A 17,902-nucleotide genomic window follows, 5' to 3' on the forward strand; every position below is an offset into this window, starting at 1 on the left:
GTCACAGTTCTCCCAAGATTTTGACCGGCTGTGCCTGATCGTCGTCGCAGGCGCTGTCCACCAGCTCGTCGTTGATATCTGCCAGTGCCAGTTCTTCGTGATAGACCATGGACACGTTAAGCACACCGGGTTGATCCTTGATGGTCTCGATCATGCCGTTGATCTGCAGGTGATCCTGGGTTTCCAGCACTACCACCAGTTTTCCCGACTCGCAGCCGAGGTGAATTTCCAGCTCGGGGCGACTCTCGAACCAGCAACTCACCGCGGTGTTATGTTCCGGCCGAACGTGCACGATCAGGCTGACAATATGTAGCGTTTGCGCCTGCGCTACTGGATCAAGATCCACCTTTTGCTGCGTCATTTTCCGTTTGCTCTCATCACATTTACTTGGATCCAGCCAAGCCCAAACATACCGCTTCACGGGCGTAGCGATTTCACTGGAGTGACCATCACCGTTGATAGACCTGTCATGCGGGTGGCCCAGGCGGGCCAAAGATCATCTGGAGTATCCAGACCATAAATCCGTATCCACCGACGATGGCGATGGCGAGAAGGGGAAAAAGGAAAACAAGAATAAACAGTACCAGGCGCGCTTCACGACCTCGCTGCGTCGATCCTGATGTCGGTTTCTGCTCAGCCAAGATCACCACCCTGTTCATTACGGAAAGAAATTACGACCAGCGTTAATATGCACTTAACTGCTCTCGCGTGCGTCAAGGCGTGCCTGCACAACAAATAAAGGCACAAGTGCTCACTGACGCCATTTCTGGACATATAAATAGAGTCTAGAAAGGAGGCTAGAACCAACAAGTAAATTTGCAGATAAATGATCAACGCGGCGCGGCTTTCAAAGTCGGGAATTAAAAAATGTGGGTATTGGGAGCGGAAGTAAGGGGAAAGCGCGTTGAGTAACCGGCGGAAAAATCCGACATAAAAAAGCCGGGCATAGCCCGGCAAGCAAAACGGAAATGAGAATTACAATTAACCGCATGTAATACACCTACCTGCAGACTGGAGCAATCCCCAGCCTGCAGGCACGATGTGCTTTCTCAATGGCACGGCCTTCTTCTAACCGTGGCCGTTAATCAGACCTATGCCATTTCCCTACCTCCGCGGATTAGAAGTTCACCCGCAGGCCCAGTAAGACCTCACGTCCGGTGCTGTTGTATTCCCGCACCATATCCAGGTCTCCCACAGGCCCGGTGGTATACAGCCGCTCGGTTTCGTTGGTGAGGTTGATCGCTTCCAGGGTGACTTTCATGTAATCGGTCACGTTGTAAAACGCCGACATATCCAGGCGGGTTGGCCCGGTTGTGGCGTGGGCGGTGTTGCCATCGGAACCGGTCTGGTCGGTGATGTAGTCGTCGCGACCGTTGACCATCAGGCGACCACCGAACAGGTCCGTTTCGTAATACAGGCCCAGGTTGTAGCTGTTTTCCGACAGCCCCTCGAGAGAGCCGACAATACCGTTGCCGAATTCCGCCTCGGATTTCACATGGGTGAAGTTTGCCAGCACACCGAAGTTACTCGCCCAGCCTGGCAGGAAGCGCAGCGGCTGCTGGTAGGAAAGCTCGTAACCGTCCAGGTCTGCACCCTCGCCGTTTTCACTGGTGGTGATGTTCCAGTCGTCCGAGTTCGGCGACAGCACGCTCGCGTCGTACAGCGGGCTGTTCACATCGTACTCGGGGCGCGCGGCAACAATGGCGCGGATATCAGACGGCAGCTCCTGGCCGGTCAAAGTAGTGCCGGTAATAAAGCTTTCAATCTGCTTGTGGAATACGGTGAAAGCCAGCAGGGACTCCTCGCCGAAATACCACTCCAGGCCGATATCCGCAGAGTTTGCGCGAATCGGCTCCAGGCCGGGGTTGCCCACGGATACATTGCCGTTGATCGGGGTAACGCTGACGGTACCCGCCATACTGCCCAGACCCGGGCGCGACAGGTTGCGCGCGAGGCCCACACGCAGGTAAAGGTCATCCTGGAATTCCCACAGTACGTTGGTGGAAGGCAACCACTCGGTGTAGCTGTCTTCCAGTTCCGTGGGCACAAAGCCGCCCTGGCCGTCGCTGGTAACCCCTTTGGAGTTCACGGTGGTGTCGACCAGGCGCAGACCGGCATTGAATGTCAGCGGACGACCCAGCAGCTCGGTATTCACGTTGGTCTCTACGTAACCGCCCAGGGTTTCTTCGATGATGTTGTAGGTGTTGGAGTTGTCTTCATCCAGGGTGAACTGACCGGCACCCCAGGCGGCATTGGCGCGATTGAAATCGGCCACCAGCCAGTTGCGCGGGAAGTCAGACGGCGCATCAATACCACTGCCGTAGCCATCAATAATATCCGCCAGGTTGGCTGTCAGCGCGGCAGTGACCGATCCCGGCTGGGTAATGCTGCCTTCTGTGGGGTTCCAGAACTCGGAATCCACTTCACGGCTGTTCCAGATCAGGCCGGTTTTGATGTTGGAGTTGTCGTCTTCGATGGTGAAGTCCGCGCGGAAGGTGTCATTCTGACGGCGCACTTCCTCGTGGCGCAGGGTCGGACCCGACCATACGTAATTGGATGGATCCAGAATATCGAAGCCGTACGACATTTCGGGAATATCGCTGTCCTTCAGGAAGGAGTAGGAAAACTCGTGTCCCTCTGCAGCGGTAATGTTGTAGCGGTACTGCTCTTCGATATGCTCGGATATTGCATTGCCGTACATCAGGTTCAACTGCATGTTGTCGGCGAGGTCGAACTTACCGGTCAATACCGTCTGGGTGAAATCGGATTCACTGAACTGGCCACGGCTCTCGGAACGCGGTGTCACATTGTCGAAAGTGCCCGCTACGATGTAGCGGCCGCTGTCATCCAGGGTAACTTCGCTGGGAGAAATATTGCCGTAGCTGTTACGGAACTGGGCGAAATAGTTGTAGGAGGTTACGTCGGCCTTGAGGTTGGAACTCAGCACATCCAGTGCAAATTCCATATTGTCGGTCGGACGGAACTGCACCGAGCCGGTCAAGCCCAGGCGCTCCTGTTCGCGGTTAAAGGAATCCATACGCGGCAGGCGCGGCGTCCACATGTAATCCAGCTGCTGGCTCTGGTCGATGGCTTCACCCGGGTAGTTGGCGCCCGGGTTTGGGGTGCCGTTGATTACTGTATCGGCATCGGTATTCGCCCAGCTGCGGCCACCGTTACTGGCGGGGCCGGTCCAGCGCACAGAGCCAAAACCTTCCTGGCGCACAGAGCGTTCTGAGTAAGCGGCACTGAACAGCACGCCCACCTTGTCTTCCATAAAGGTGTTGCTGTACATGCCGGTGAGGCGCGGGTTGGTTTCGCCGGCAAAGCTGTCGGCGACCAGGTTACCGCTGAATGCAACCTGCTGACCGGGATTATCAAACGCGTGCGGCGTGGAAAGTTCAACCGTCGACGCCAGACCGCCCTCTTCTACCGAGGCCACCGGTGACTTGTGAATGGTAATGCGGTTGAACAGTTCGGACGCGAAGACGTTGAAGTCAAAATCGCGGCCGCGGTTTACGCCACCGGAAGAGTCCAGACCACCGGTGCTCGCCGGTACTTCCATGCCGTTCAAGGTGGTGCGGGAGAAACCCGGCCCCAGGCCTCGCACGGTAATATTGCGGCCCTCACCACCCTCGCGGGAAATGGCCACCCCGGGCACCCGCTGCAGGGACTCCGCCAGGTTGAGGTCCGGCATTTTACCGATTTCTTCGGCAATGATGCTGTCGGTATTGTTGGCGCTCATGCGCTTGGTATCCAGCGCCCTTTCCAGGGACTGCCGGAAACCGGTAACCGCAACTTCTTCGAGTACCTGACTGTCCTGCTGCTCGGCTTCTTGTGCCGCCTCCTGCGCAAACGCAGGGGAGGCAAAAGCCATCGCCAGTACCAGTGGTTTTATTGTGTAATTTTTCATGGCTACTCTCTTCTCTCTGTTGTTTATTACTATTGTTTATCTCTGTTGTTTAACTCTGCCGTTTAACTCTTTTTTAACTCTGCTATTGCGCTCTTCACTCTCACTTCATTCATTTTCGCCAGCTCAAGACGCCATCTATACGCTGTTCCGCAATTTTTACCGCCTCAAACCTGAGATTGACCGCATTTTCAATAACCATCGGTGTTTCCACCTCTGATACATGGACCCCCCTGAAAACCACATCTTTCAGCGGCGCGGCATCCGGTGCGTGAATTTCCAGAAAGGTGCCCACCTTCTGTGCCTGAATATTTTCAAACACAATGTCCTGGTAGGTTGACGGAAAAAATCCGCCCAGCTCACCGGGATAATTCAGTTGAAACCAGAAGAGATTGTCGAAGGCTTCGACCGTCAGGTTGCGCAGGCGTACGTTCTCTACCAGGCCGCCCCGGTCCAGGTTGGCCTTGAAGCGAAACGCGGAAATACCTTTCCGCAGAACGTTGTCGGTGAAAAAGACATCGCGAATACCACCGGACATTTCACTCCCCAGAGCAATACCATCCTCTCCGCCCATATCGTTATTGCGCACCACTATCCGCTGGCTGGGAATACCGATTTCGCGGCCGTCCTGATCCCGCCCGGACTTCACCACCACTGAATCATCGCCGGTGCGGAACCAGCTGTTTTCCAGCAATACATTGCTACTGGGTTCGATATCCACACCGTCATTGTTGGGGAAGTGACTGTCGACGCGGATACCGCGCACCGTCGCATGGTCGGTGTACACCAGGTGATTGACCCAGAAGGGGGAATGGATTGCGGTGAAGTCCGCCAGCAAAACCCGTTTGGCACCGAACAGCTGGATCAGTGGCGGGCGCAAATAAGTCCCCTCGCCAAACACGCGCTCGGCCACAGGCACACCGCTGGCGCCCATGGTACGCAAGCGCTGCATATCCGGCCCCAGCTTCAGGTGCCACTGTTTGAAAACGCTATCGACATTGCCATCGATAGTGCCTTTGCCGGTAATCGCCACATCCTCGACATTATTGGCGTACACCAGCGGAGAATAGGAATAGAGCTCGGTGCCTTCCCAACGGGTTTTCACCACCGGCAGATAGTGGGCAGGGTCCGGGGAGAAACGCAGCACCGCACCCTCGGCAAGGTGCAGTTCAATCCGACTTTGCAACACCACCGGACCATGACTCAGCCAGACGCCCTCGGGGATGAGCACCCGCCCACCACCGGCGGCCACCGCGGCATCAATCGCTGACAGAATGGCAGGGCGTACGTCGGCACTGGGTTCGGCCCCGAAGTTTGAGATTGGGAATTCGCGCTGGGGAATATTGGGCAGCTGAATGGCAGCCACAATTTCATCGGCCAGCTGCCAGCCGCTATCGGCTTGCGGGTCTTTTGCCCACGTCAAAGTTGCAGCAGCCACAGAGCCAAACATACAGGCGCACAGGCATAGCCCCCGCAGAAAACGGGGAGGAGACATCATCGCGTTCATCGTTGCTCCCGAAGGACGTTATTAAACTTTATTCTGGGCGGCCGAAGGCGCACCCGCCCTCTCACTCAACCATTTGAGAGGGAAGCAACTACAGCATTTTTTCTATTTTCGGATCTGGACGGGCCGGCCTATTCAAGGCCCGCCCATCCCGTGGCAACAGAATGTGCCACTACCGACAGGACGCCGGCTTGTATCAATTATTCGTTCGAAGGCTTGCCAATGGTCGCCAGAATGCCGCCATCCACATACACCACCTGACCATTGACGAAATTGCTCGCGTCACTGGAAAGGAATACCGCAGCACCCTGCAGGTCTTCCGGGTTACCCCAGCGGCCCGCGGGGGTACGACCAATGATGAAATCATTGAACGGGTGGCCATCCACACGAATCGGCGCCGTCTGGCTGGTGGCAAAATAGCCGGGGCCAATACCGTTCACCTGAATATTGTGGCGCGCCCACTCGGTGGCCATATTCTGGGTCAGCATTTTCAGGCCGCCCTTGGAAGCGGCGTAGGCCGAAACACTGTCGCGACCCAGTTCGCTCATCATGGAACAGATGTTGATGATCTTGCCCGCACCGCGCTCGATCATACGGCGCACCACCGGACGGCTCATCACCATCACACCGGTCAGGTTGGTTTCCAGCACCTTGTTCCACTCGGACAGTTCCATTTCCAGCAGCGGCACGCGGCGGATAATGCCGGCGTTATTCACCAGTACATCAATGGGGCCCTGCTCCTGTTCGATCACCGGCACCATCTCGTTCACTTCGTCTTCATTGGTGACGTTGAACAGGTAACCGTGGGCGTCATAGCCCTTTTCGCGCAGCGCGGCGACGGCGCCATCCAGCTTTTCCTGGGAGGAGTGACCGGTAATTACCAGCTTGGCACCGGCGTTACCCAGGCCTTCCGCCATCGCCATGCCGAGGCCGTGGGTAGCGCCGGTTACCAGGGCGAGTTTTCCGGTTAAGTCAAACAGTGACTTGGACATTCTTTACTCCAAAAATTTTTCGCGATTACTCAGGCTTAGATCAGGATCAACGCAACTCGTGGGGCTGCACAAAATCCATATCATCGTAATCCAGGTTTTCACCCGCCATACCCCAGATAAAGGTGTAATTGGCGGTACCTACGCCGGAGTGCAGTGACCAGGTGGGAGAGATCACCGCTTGCTCGTTGTGCATCCAGATCGTACGGGTCTGCTGGGGCGGGCCCATGAAATGGCATACCGCTTGATCTTCAGGCACATTGAAATACATGTAGGCTTCCATGCGGCGGCTGTGGGTATGGGCCGGCATGGTATTCCAGACACTGCCCGGCGCCAGCTCGGTCATACCCATCTGCAATTGGCAGGTCTCGATGACACCGTGTACCAGCAGCTGATTGATCACCCGCTGATTGCAGGTTTCACTGGCGCCCCGCTCCATGACATTCGCGTCGGCTTTGCTTACTTTTACTGTTGGATAGGCACGGTGTGCCGGCGCGGAGTTCAGGTAGAACTTGGCCGGATTGGATTTGTCCGCACTATTCAGCTTTACCTCAACGGAACCGCGCCCCACGTAGAGTGCTTCCTTGTGACCGATCTCGTGCACCTTGCCATCGACTTCCACAGTACCGGCGCCACCGATATTGATGAATCCGATCTCGCGGCGCTCGAGGAAATACTCGGAGCGCAGTTCCTCGACGGTTTCCAGTTGTACGGTTTTTTCCACCGGCATGATGCCGCCAACGATCATGCGATCTACATGGGTGTAGGTAAGGCGCACCGTATCCGCTTCGAAGAGTTTCGGTACGAGAAACTCTTTACGAAGACGGTCGGTATCGTACTTCACATAGTCACTCGGGTGACTGGCGTAGCGCTCTTCAAATACGGTGGTCATGAAACTTTCCCGGAACTCTTTTCAACAACGGTTACAAATTTTAAGACTTAAGACTCTGACTTCAGCAGCTTGTACATCTCGACGCCGGAAGTGATAAACGGCGCGGTGCCCTTGGGGTCGTCGTCGTAAATCGGCTCGCTCATGTAGTACTCGTAGCTGCCATCGCGGCCGAAGCCGAGGCCGGCCACCTGACACATGTCGGTGATGCTGATGGTGCCGTCGGCATGCACCTGCACGAACTCATCCAGCAGACCCTTATAGGCTTTTTTCGCGGTACCCAGGTATTTGCCCTTGGGCAGATAACCTTCGTTCAACGCCTTGGCGAAGAAATAGGTAAACATGGTGCTGGCAGAGGACTCCAGATAGTTACCACGCTCACCGGGCTTGTCGATGATCTGCCACCAGGTACCGGTTGCCGGGTCCTGGTACTTTTCGATCACCGGTGCGATCTCCGTGATCATGTTCAGCAGGTACTGGCGCTCTTCGGTATTTTCCCGCGGGATATAGTCCAGCACGTCCACCAGCGCCATCGCCAGCCAACCCATGCCGCGGGCCCAGTGGTAACCGGAGAGGCCGGTTTCCTTGTCAGCCCAAACCTGTTGACGCTTCTCATCCCAGGCGTGATAGAAGAGACCGGTTTGCGGATCTTTCAGGATCTGATTCACCAGTTTGAATTCAGCCAGCACTTCTTCCACGTTGGGCTTGTCGTGCATCAGCTGTTCATACTGGGCAAGGAACGGAATGCCCATGTAGACGCCGTCTAGCCAGACCTGGTGCGGGTAGATTTTCTTGTGCCAGAAAGCACCGGCTTCGGTACGCGGGTGGTGTTCCAGCTGCTCGTAGAGGTGATCTACGGCTTTCTTGTAATTTTCATCGTGGTTACGCTCGTACATGCGCAGCAGCATGGTGCCGGCGCGAACGCTGTCGATGTTGTACTTGTCCTGTACATACCCGTTGATGCTGCCATCGTCGGCGACAAAAGAACCCATGACTTGTTGCACAGCATCCGCATAGCGGGCGTCTGGAGAAACCTGGTTCAGTTCGTCGTAGGCCTGCATCACCATGCCAGTGGTGTATTCGAAGTAAGACGGACGTTTGCGGATATGGTCGTAACCGCCATATGCATACTCGAGTGTCTTGCGCTCCAGTTCGGAGTCCGCCAGGCGCTTGCTCCACGCGAGGGCGACTTCGGCAGTCAGCGGCTGCTCGGTTTCAGCAACGCTTGCGGCCGTAGTCAGACGCTGGCGCAAAGGCATAGTCAGCTTTTCGGCTTCCTGCTGCAGGTAGGTTTCAAACTGGGCTTTGCTGGTAATAGGGCCGTGTTCGCTGGCCACTTCATTGGCCCAGGCGGCGACAAAGTAATATTGAACCTCGTTGCCCGCCGGTTTCAGGATGGCCACCTGGTTGTGCTCGTCTTTGGTGGTTTCCTTGATGGCTTTACGCTTGGCCAGTACCGCCATACCCAGGTTGGCGCCGTCCAGGCTCTGCGCGCCGTAGGTGCCGATATAGGTGTAGGCGTGACCGGTGATGTCCATGTCGCCGACAATCAGCTCGGTACCTTCGTGATCGACGATACCGGCAATCAGGTTATCCAGCTCTTCACTGGTTTTCGCATTCACTTCCACCAGACGGCTGCCGGCGTGCATGGAAAGCACCGCGGTCAGGTCGGTCTGCAAATCTTCGGTGGGTTTCCAGCCTTTGTACTGGATCTTGAACGAGGAGTAGAGGTCACCGTTTTCGGTAATATCGGCCTGCCAGTCCTGCACGTTGCTTACGCGAATGACTTTTTCGCCATCCCAGTAGCCGTAGCCACCAACGCCCACGGCGCTGCCCACTTTCAGAATATCCATGCCCCAGTCGGCGGACTCATGGTAGGAATCGAAACCGTCCTGGCCCACGTTCTGGAGTACTGGCTCGAGGGTCTGCTTGCCGAAAATATCGAAACCATTGCGCCAGTCGAGGTATACGCGATAGCCCACCAGGTCGGACTCGATACCCGGGCCCTCGTAGCGGATATACCAGGAGTGGTCGGTGTGCTCTTTGGGCACTTCCAGCGAGCTTACGTTCTGGAAACTGCCACCGAGATATTCACGCTCTTTCCATTCACCACCCACCTTGTGGGAAATTTCCGCCTGGGTGCGTTTGGTGTGCTGGGCGTATTCTGCATCGGCTTTGGCGATGCGCAGTTTCAGGGTTTCATCGACAGCCACATCCACGGTGAAGAGGATGCCGTCTTTTTCCCCGTCGGCATCTTTGTCGATGGCCTGTACCGGAATCTGTTCTGCCTGGTTCCACACCGCAATCGGCGACGCAAATCCGGCTTTCAATCCGAGTTCGTAGTAGCTGAGGTAAACCGCTTCGTCCAGACGCGGGAAGTCCGAGGGGTTAGCGAGCTCCAGGCTGGCGATGGCACCGGGCTTTTCAGCCTGTACAGCCGGTTCCGGGGATTGCGCAGACTCTACCGCGGCTTTCTCTCCGCAGGCGGTCAGCGTTGCCGCGGTCAGCGCAAAGGCCAGCACGCTCAGGCTCGGGGTTCGGTTGGACGGTTCAAACAGTTTCACAGACATCTCCACGAATTCGGGTTTTATTCTGTTTGTTGTTATTCAGTAAATTTGAATAACCAGTAAATCGAAAAACGGCCGGGTGCGACTTCGAATCCATGCGCCGGTGTTTCCACCGGCAGAATCCCTGCACCCGGCCGCTGTGTTCAGCTCTTAATCGTTACGTCAGATTAGAACTTGTACTGAGCACCGACGTAGTACTGACGACCGGTAGTGTGGTCAACCACGATACGGCCGGAGCTGTCGATCATCTGGCGGTTGGCTTCGTTGGTCAGGTTGATGCCTTCGAAGCTCAGCTTCCAGTTGTCGTTCACGTTGTAGCTGGCGACGAAGTCGATGTTGCCAGTACCTTCGGTGTACTCGGTGTCGTTACCGTTACGTACGGCAGCCGGAGACTGGGTCAGGTAATCGCTACGCTTGGCGTAGGAAACACGCGCGCTCCAGTCTTCGTTCTCGTAGTAAACGGTCGCGTTGTAGGTATTTTTGGACATACCGGTCAGCACGTCGTACAGCGGCTCTTCTTCGGTACCGTAGTTCATCTCGGAATCTACGTAGGTGTAGTTCAGGATGAGGCCGTAGTTGTCGAAGAACATCTGCTGGTACTGCAGCTCGATACCGCTGAGCTCACCACCTTCGCCGTTCACGTTACGCGAAACGTCCCAGATGCTGGTTTCATCGTAGGTACCTTCGTTCGCCAGTGCAGAAGCATCCAGGCCGGTTTCAGCCCAGGTGATGCCGGAATCGGTCTGGCGGGTAATGAAGGAGTCGATATCTTTGTAGAAGTATGCCGCTGCGAATACCGCTTCGTCAGAGAAGTACCACTCGTAAGAGATGTCGTAGGCACGGGCACGGAACGGATCCAGTTTCGGGTTACCGTAGCTGATGCTGCCGTTGTACTGGTCGATCTTACCGCCCGGAGTCAGGGTACCCAGAGACGGGCGCGCCATGACGTCGGCCACAGAGAAGCGCACAACCATGTCTTCGTGTACGTCCAGGGCCAGGTTCAGAGACGGCAGGGTATCGTCGTACTCGTTCTCAGCGGTTACACCTACCAGGTTGCCGCCGATATCGGCCAGACCTGCGGATTCCACTTCGGTAGTTACCTGGCGCACGCCAACGTTACCGCGCAGCGGCAGGCCGGCAACTTCGGTGTTCCAGTCCAGCTGTACGTAGTAACCGAGGCTGTCTTCTTTTACGTTACGGATATCCTGAGCGCGCGGCGCCATGCCCGCTGCCACTTCCGCAGAATAGGTAGCCAGGGTGGAACCCACATCCGGGGAGAACCAGCTGATGCCGTTCATGCTGGTCACGCTGCCCTGCAGCTCGGTCGCGGAGATGCCGCTGAATTTCGGACCCGCGCGCATTTCGGCAACGTCGAATTCAAAGCTCTTCTGGGACAGGCCACCTTTCAGGCTCATGGTGTCGGTCAGGTCAAACTCGAGGTTGAAGGCCGCCGTATCAAAGCTGTTATCAACGGTGTTCGGGCGGTGACGCAGTTCTACAAAGTCGTAGTTTGCTGCGTTGGCAGTATCGAAATCGGCGAAGTCGATGCTGCCACCAGAAGTGGTCGCGTTGTAGGTGAAGCTGTTCTGCACGTTGATCGCATCAACGATGGCAGTGGTCTGCATCGGGTTGCTGTAGTTGGACTCGGAAGTACCCCACAGCACGTCACCACGCAGGCGATCGGTGAAGTCGTGCGATGCGCGGATAGAAACCTGGTCGAACGCGGTTTCCAGCTCGTCGAAACGATGCTCTACACGCAGGTCGTAGTTCTCGACGGTCATGGAGGTGATGGTGCCACTGCCGTCCATGGTGTAGTCGGTTACATCGTATTCTTTGTAGTTGCCGCCATCTTTCAGGCTGACGGAAACAAACTCTTCTTCACGAGTGGCATCGAAACGGGAGGTCAGGTAGTCCACCAGGATTTCGGTGCTGTCGGTCGGGCGGAACTGCAGGGTACCGGTAAAGCCCTGGCGCTCCTGCTCGTGGGTGAACTTGCCGTAACGCGGGATACGCGGGAAGAAGCCTTCGTTCAGAGCCGCCAGTTCGCTGTCGTCGGCACAGGCGGAACAGTTGACGATCTCTTCACTGGCGGTCCAGCGAACGGTGGAGAAGCCTTCTTCAAGAATATTACGGTCGGAGTAGGAGTAAGAAGCCATCCAGCCGAAGGTTTCGGCTTCGTTCTTACCACCTACCAGGAAAGAGGTACGCGGGTTCGCTTCCTGGGACTGGCTGTTGTAGCCGTACTGCATGTTGGCAGCGAAGGTGAAATCGTCAGCCATGTCCAGCGGTCGGCCGGTGCCCAGGTCAACGGTAGCACCCAGAGAACCTTCGTCCAGATCCGCGGCCATGGTTTTGTGCACGGTCAGGTTGGAGAAAAGCTCAGAGGCAAAGGTGTTGAAGTCAAAGGTGCGGTCGCGGTTGGCACCGCCGGAGGAGTCAGCGCCGCCGGTAGTGGAGATGGCTTCCAGGCCATTGATACGTACACGGGTAAACTGGGAGCCCAGACCGCGCACCGCAATGTTACGGCCTTCACCTGCATCGCGAGTGATCGCTACACCAGGAATACGCTGCAGGGATTCTGCCAGGTTGAGATCAGGGAAGTCTGCAATGTCTTCCGCCAGGATGGTGTCTTTGCTACCTACGGCATCGCGCTTCTGGTCCAGCGCCTTGGCCAGGCTGGCACGGTAACTACCGGTTACTGTGATCTCTTCCAGAGTGGCATCGCCAGTGGTATTTGCTTCCTGTGCAAAGGCCGGCACCGCAACAATGGCCATCGCAAGAGTGAGTGGTTTCAGCTCAAAAGTCTTCATGACTCTCATCTCCGCTTGTCGTCGTTATTTTGGTAAAACCTATTTTTGGTTATACCGCTTATTATCAATGCATGCCGATATTCGCACACGGATTACCAACTGGCAACTTTTGGCTGACCAATTAATCCGCTTATTTCGGCTTTTTTCTCGTCAATTTGTAGAATACCGCGCCAAAGCCCCCATAACCAGTGCGGACTTAGCCGCACCGGTCGCCTTTAGAGGCGGGGAAAAACTTGGCAGATCAGCTGGGCTTGAAGGCCTGACCATTGATGGTGACATCTTTCACGGTCAGGCCAGTCACCTCCTCAATCACACCGAGGGACGCCGCCTGGTCAATGCGGCTGTTGAAGATCTGCAGACCACGAATCGGCGCGCGCTCAAAGCCACGCACGTGGAAAGCGCGGTTGGCCTCCTTGCACACCAGGTTTTCAACCTGAATGTTGTACACATTGGGATCAAAGTCGCCCTTATCCCCCTCTTCATAGAAGAAATTGATCACGATGACGTCTTTTACCTGGCCGATGGTGAGGTTGCGCACGTAGATATCGTGGATCTCGCCGCCGCGCATGGCATTGGTCTTGATGCGCAGACCGCGCTCCAGGTTAGGACTGCTCATCACACATTCCTCCAGGAATACATTGCGCACACCGCCGGAGATTTCACTGCCCAGCACCAGGCCACCGTGACCATCACGCATCTGGCAGTTCCGCACCACGACATTCTCGGTGGGCACATTGAGGCGACGACCATCCGCGTTGCGGCCGGATTTGATGGCGATACAGTCATCGCCATTGTCGAACAGACAGTCTTCGATCAGCACATTGCGACAGGACTCGGGATCGCAGCCATCGGAGTTGGGACCGTGGCTTCTTGTGGTCACGCCACGTACGGTCAGGCTTTCGCAGAGCACCGGGTGAACAACCCAGAACGGAGAATTCTCCAGGGTCACGCCTTCAATCAGCACATTGTTGCACTCATAGAACTGCACCAGTGGCGGGCGCAGGAAGGAACCCTCGGCGTAGTGGCGGTCGGCAACCGGCACCCCGGCTTCCATCTCTTCCATCAGGCGCGCGCGCGCCGCGTGCTGGGTATCGCCCTCGTTGGAGCTGTTGTCGCACTTGGTGTTCTCCCCCTTCCAGGGCCACCAGGTGTTGCAGTCGGCACCGCCGTCAATCAACCCCTTGCCGGTCAGCGCCACGTTTTCACATTTGTGGGCGTAGATCAGCGGCGAGTAGCCCATCATCTCCATACCTTCCCAGCGGGTCTTCACCGCCGGCAGGTAGCGCTCGGGCTCGGGAATAAAGTGAATTTCCGCCCCTTCCGCCAGGTGCAGCTCGGTATTGGAGACCAGGTGAATGGGGCCGGTGCGGTATTTGCCTGCGGGTACCACGATACGACCACCGCCAGCCTTGCGGCTGGCTTCAATCGCGGCGACAAAGAATGCACTGGCGTCTTCGCCCTCACCCTTGGCGCCCAGCGCTTTCAGGTCAAAGTCGCGGGCCGGAATCGACGGCAGTTTGATTTGCGAGAGGATCTTTGGCACTTGTGCCCAGGGACCATTGTATTGCGCCCGCGGCGGGCGGCTCATGGCTACCGCCTGGGACAGCAGCCCGGGAACAGCCGGCACGGCCGCAGCGGCCACCAGAGATTGCAAGAATACTCGCCGGTTAAATCCAGTCATAAATACCTCCCGGGCTTATTGTTTTACTGACTTCAGTATTGGATTTATTCATCGCCACACCAGGCAAGGCCAGCATATCTGGCAAGACCAGTGTCAAAATTGAGGCAATACTGTCATACCAATTTTGGGAGGGCAACAACCACACGGTCACCGCCGCGCTGCCAAACCCACCCCTTCACCGGGCGACAGCAGCTAAACGCGCAGGAAATTTGACGATAGACAGGCACAAAAAAGCCGGCTCCAGGGCCGGCTTTTCAATCATCCTGAGGATGGCGGGGTGACTGTTCCTGCGATCAGGGCAGTGCAAACCGCTGACGGGCGGCGCTCATCTCGCGACGGGCCTGCTCCAGGGCTTCGGCTTCGGTGGCATCCAGCAGCTGCTGAACCACACGCTGCAAGTGGTCACGCATGGCGTTGCGGGCGCCGTCCGGGTCGCGATTCTTGATCGCTTCCAGAATGCGGCGGTGCTCTTCAATACGGGGCTTGGAGCCCGCCTGGCGCACCTTTTCGAGGATGCGGGCAGATACCGAGGAACTGTTGCGCAGCTTCCACAGGTGCTCACACACGGACACCACTGCATCGTTGTGGGTGCACTGGGCAATGTGCAGGTGGAACTTCTCGTCCGCTACCTCGGCACTGGATTCAGCCGCGTTTTCCGCAACCATTTCCTCGAGAATCGCCTCAAGTTGCGCGACTTCTGCATCGCTCATCTCGCGCGCGGCGAGGCCGGCAGCCTCACCCTCAAACATCATGCGCGCCTGCAGGATTTCAAAGGCACCGATATCGCTTTCACCGGCAGAAAAGGCACTGGCTTCGGTATCTGTTACATAGACACCGGAGCCACCTTTGACCTCGACGCAGCCCGCCAGCTCCAGCGCAATGATCGCCTCGCGCACGGTGGGACGGCTCACTTCAAAACGCTCAGCCAGTTTGCGCTCCGCAGGCAGGCGTGTGCCGGCCGGGTAGTCACCGGCGGCAATAGCGGCAGCCAGCTTTTCGGCTACCTGTTGGTAAAGTCTGGCACCCTGCATCTGCCGAATCTCCTGCGTATGACCTGTTATCTGTCTTGTCTTTCTTGTACTTGTCGGGCGGCGTAACGCGCCCGAAATGCACTGTTTGAGTGCAGCCTAAGCAATATCCCTATGGTAATCCAGAGCAGAGGAAATTCCTCACAACCTGCCTGACCCATCTGGGTTTCCCGCATTGCTTACCAATGTCATGACCAATGCCATGGTGATCGGTACTTATATATAAGTTGCGGAAATGTTTCGCCGCAGTTTAGCAGATGGGGTTTAGCCACCACAACACGGGAATTGCCTACTCAGTCTTACCAAATTGTACTAACCTTCGGATTGCGGCCTTACCAATATAGTGTTAGATTGCAACCAATCATAACGACAACTGACCGCAAGTCCGTAAGCGGAGTCAGGACAAGATGGATCTAATTCATATACATTCCGACGATAACGTCGCCGTAAGCAAAGCTCCCCTGCCCGCCGGCACGCTGGTGAACTGGGAAGGCAGCATGTTGCCGCTGATTTCCGATGTACCGGCGATGCACAAAGTCTGCGTACGCGCGATTGCTGCCGGTGAAGCGGTCATCAAGTATGGCCAGGTCATCGGCTTTGCGCGGGAGGATATTGCTCCCGGCACCCATGTGCACGAATTCAACATGGAGGCGGGTAACCACCAGGTAGAGCACGACTTCTGCAGTGACTATGTTCCCACCGAACTGGTTGCGCCGGAAGATCGCGCAACCTTTATGGGTTACCGGCGCGCCAGTGGTAAATCCGGCACGCGCAATTACCTCGCCGTTGTCTCAACCGTAAACTGTTCCGTCACCGTATCCCGCGCCATTGCCTCGCACTTTCGCGACAGCGGCAAACTGCGCGATTTCCCGAATATCGATGGCATAGTGGCACTAGGCCACGACAGCGGCTGTGGCATGTCCACATCCGGTGAAGGCTACCAGACACTGTTGCGCACCCTGCACGGCTATATCGCACACCCGAATTTTGCCGGCGTGCTGCTGATCGGCCTCGGTTGTGAAGCGATGCAGATCACCAGCCTGATGCGCGAAACCGGCTTGCAGGAAGGCGACGGTTTCCAGGTGATGACCATTCAGCAACTGGGCGGCACCCGTGCGGCAATTGAGTCCGGTATCGAGCGCCTGACCGGAATGCTGCCGGCAGCCAACGCCTGCGTACGCGAACCCATTCCCGCTTCCGAACTGACCCTTGCGGTGCAGTGCGGCGGCAGCGACGCCTACTCCGGTATTACCGCCAACGCGGGCCTGGGTGCGGCGGCGGATATCCTGGTGCGTCAGGGTGGCACGGTTATTTATTCAGAAACCCCGGAAATTTACGGCGCCGAGCATTTGCTGACCCGCCGCGCAGTGAATCCGGAAGTGGCCCAGAAGCTGGTGGATCGCATTCACTGGTGGGAGCACTACACCGAGATCAACGGTGTCGAACTGAACAACAATCCTTCTCCAGGCAACAAGGCCGGCGGCCTGACAACCATTGCGGAGAAGTCGCTCGGTGCACAGGCGAAGGGCGGTACCACTGCGCTGCAGGATGTTTACCTTTACGGTGAGCAGGTGCGCAAGAAAGGCTTGGTATTTATGGACAGCCCGGGCTTCGATCCGGTTTCCGTTACCGGCCAGGTTGCCAGCGGTGCGAATGTAGTCTGCTTTACTACCGGTCGCGGTTCGGCCTTTGGCGGTAAGCCGGTACCGAGTATCAAGCTGGCGAGTAACTCCAATCTGTTCGAGCGTATGCGCGAGGATATGGATATCGACTGCGGCGGTATCCTGGACAAGCGTTACACCGTTGCCGAATGTGGTGAGATGATTTTCCAGCACATTCTGGCAATTGCTTCTGGCGAACAGAGTGCCAGTGAGAAACTCGATTACGGTGATAATGAATTTGCGCCCTGGCATATTGGGGCGGTTGTCTGATCTCACCTTCTGATATAAAAAAACCGGCTCATGTAGCCGGTTTTTTTATGCGCGTTTGGGATTAGTCATAGTGGCGGGTTGAAGCAGGCGCGGTGGCGGCAAGGCACCGGGTAAAGGTTTTCAAAACCGCTGTGAATACATCCCTGTACGCTGCGTCGGCGACGTCCCTGTCGCCGACGCTTTTGAAAACCTTTACCCGGCACCTTGCCTTTGCATCGAGTTTCAGCGCTTCGCTAATATCGCAATCAATCGTGTACTCGTGCCGGCGCTTTGCTAAGTAAAACAAGCACAAGCGTTGCGAGAGGACCAAAAATCAGGCTCAAAATCCACCAGATCAAACCACTGCGGTTTTTTCCCTGAGCCAACCCAGCATTGATCAACGACAGCGTCCCCCAGCCTACCAGCCACTCCCGCGACTGAATCATCACCTGATACTCTTCCATACATCCATTCCTCTCTGTCCAGCAAAGCACAAATATTCGAATCGAAGGTGGAGTGCCGGGTGAGGGTTTTCAGGAGCGTCGGCGACAGGGACGTCGCCGACGCAGCGTACAGGGATGTATTCACAGCGGTCCTGAAAACCCTCACCCGGTGCT

The 17,902-nt window shown here is 56.5% G+C and carries 12 protein-coding genes; 1 reads left to right on the top strand and 11 read right to left on the bottom strand.

Annotated features, from left to right (window positions below):
* Window position 1: 1 nt before the first annotated feature.
* The 10 genes from GRX76_RS00910 to GRX76_RS00955 all read right to left on the bottom strand — a co-directional run bounded on the left by GRX76_RS00910 (window position 2) and on the right by GRX76_RS00955 (window position 15,378).
* Window positions 2-361, bottom strand: coding sequence for a chaperone NapD (locus GRX76_RS00910; protein ID WP_160151574.1), 360 nt, complete (start codon window positions 359-361; stop codon window positions 2-4).
* A 106-nt stretch (window positions 362-467) separates the two neighbouring features.
* On the bottom strand, window positions 468-641 hold the full coding sequence (locus tag GRX76_RS19245) for a periplasmic nitrate reductase, NapE protein (protein ID WP_255461838.1): 174 nt from the start codon (window positions 639-641) through the stop codon (window positions 468-470).
* A gap of 476 nt (window positions 642-1,117) precedes the next feature.
* Window positions 1,118-3,910: a TonB-dependent receptor gene (locus GRX76_RS00920; RefSeq protein ID WP_160151576.1), complete on the bottom strand. Its 2,793-nt coding sequence runs from the start codon at window positions 3,908-3,910 to the stop codon at window positions 1,118-1,120.
* A gap of 109 nt (window positions 3,911-4,019) precedes the next feature.
* Entirely contained in the window at window positions 4,020-5,414 is a 1,395-nt protein-coding gene (locus tag GRX76_RS00925; protein WP_160151577.1) for a glycoside hydrolase family 28 protein, read from the bottom strand.
* A gap of 197 nt (window positions 5,415-5,611) precedes the next feature.
* Entirely contained in the window at window positions 5,612-6,403 is a 792-nt protein-coding gene (locus tag GRX76_RS00930) for a gluconate 5-dehydrogenase (RefSeq protein ID WP_160151578.1), read from the bottom strand.
* Window positions 6,404-6,449: 46 nt separating this feature from the next.
* Window positions 6,450-7,292, bottom strand: coding sequence for a 5-dehydro-4-deoxy-D-glucuronate isomerase (gene kduI / locus GRX76_RS00935; protein ID WP_160151579.1), 843 nt, complete (start codon window positions 7,290-7,292; stop codon window positions 6,450-6,452).
* A 47-nt stretch (window positions 7,293-7,339) separates the two neighbouring features.
* Complete coding sequence (locus GRX76_RS00940) at window positions 7,340-9,853, bottom strand: glycoside hydrolase family 88 protein (protein ID WP_236250493.1); 2,514 nt, start codon at window positions 9,851-9,853, stop codon at window positions 7,340-7,342.
* Window positions 9,854-10,023: 170 nt separating this feature from the next.
* Window positions 10,024-12,666, bottom strand: coding sequence for a TonB-dependent receptor (locus GRX76_RS00945; protein WP_160151581.1), 2,643 nt, complete (start codon window positions 12,664-12,666; stop codon window positions 10,024-10,026).
* A gap of 241 nt (window positions 12,667-12,907) precedes the next feature.
* The gene (locus GRX76_RS00950; protein WP_160151582.1) at window positions 12,908-14,347 is read right to left on the bottom strand and encodes a glycoside hydrolase family 28 protein; all 1,440 of its coding nucleotides are present in this window, start codon (window positions 14,345-14,347) and stop codon (window positions 12,908-12,910) included.
* 293 nt (window positions 14,348-14,640) lie between these two features.
* Entirely contained in the window at window positions 14,641-15,378 is a 738-nt protein-coding gene (locus tag GRX76_RS00955; protein ID WP_160151583.1) for a FadR/GntR family transcriptional regulator, read from the bottom strand.
* Between the two features lie 404 nt (window positions 15,379-15,782).
* Here GRX76_RS00955 and GRX76_RS00960 point away from each other — a divergent pair, with 404 nt between their 5' ends.
* The gene (locus GRX76_RS00960; RefSeq protein ID WP_160151584.1) at window positions 15,783-17,306 is read left to right on the top strand and encodes a UxaA family hydrolase; all 1,524 of its coding nucleotides are present in this window, start codon (window positions 15,783-15,785) and stop codon (window positions 17,304-17,306) included.
* A gap of 245 nt (window positions 17,307-17,551) precedes the next feature.
* Here GRX76_RS00960 and GRX76_RS00965 read toward each other — a convergent pair whose 3' ends face one another.
* Window positions 17,552-17,749, bottom strand: a complete 198-nt coding sequence (locus GRX76_RS00965; protein WP_160151585.1) for an antitermination protein NusB — start codon at window positions 17,747-17,749, stop codon at window positions 17,552-17,554.
* Between the last annotated feature and the right edge of the window lie 153 nt (window positions 17,750-17,902).

The organism is Microbulbifer sp. ALW1 (assembly GCF_009903625.1).
Lineage (GTDB): Bacteria > Pseudomonadota > Gammaproteobacteria > Pseudomonadales > Cellvibrionaceae > Microbulbifer.

Coding starts and splice junctions, on each gene's coding strand:
- GRX76_RS00920 (WP_160151576.1), bottom strand. CDS start 3,910: ATGAAAAATTACACAATAAAACCACTGGTACTGGCGATGGCTTTTGCC.
- GRX76_RS00930 (WP_160151578.1), bottom strand. CDS start 6,403: ATGTCCAAGTCACTGTTTGACTTAACCGGAAAACTCGCCCTGGTAACC.
- GRX76_RS00925 (WP_160151577.1), bottom strand. CDS start 5,414: ATGAACGCGATGATGTCTCCTCCCCGTTTTCTGCGGGGGCTATGCCTG.
- GRX76_RS00955 (WP_160151583.1), bottom strand. CDS start 15,378: ATGCAGGGTGCCAGACTTTACCAACAGGTAGCCGAAAAGCTGGCTGCC.
- GRX76_RS00945 (WP_160151581.1), bottom strand. CDS start 12,666: ATGAAGACTTTTGAGCTGAAACCACTCACTCTTGCGATGGCCATTGTT.
- GRX76_RS00960 (WP_160151584.1), top strand. CDS start 15,783: ATGGATCTAATTCATATACATTCCGACGATAACGTCGCCGTAAGCAAA.
- GRX76_RS00910 (WP_160151574.1), bottom strand. CDS start 361: ATGACGCAGCAAAAGGTGGATCTTGATCCAGTAGCGCAGGCGCAAACG.
- kduI (WP_160151579.1), bottom strand. CDS start 7,292: ATGACCACCGTATTTGAAGAGCGCTACGCCAGTCACCCGAGTGACTAT.
- GRX76_RS00950 (WP_160151582.1), bottom strand. CDS start 14,347: ATGACTGGATTTAACCGGCGAGTATTCTTGCAATCTCTGGTGGCCGCT.
- GRX76_RS00965 (WP_160151585.1), bottom strand. CDS start 17,749: ATGGAAGAGTATCAGGTGATGATTCAGTCGCGGGAGTGGCTGGTAGGC.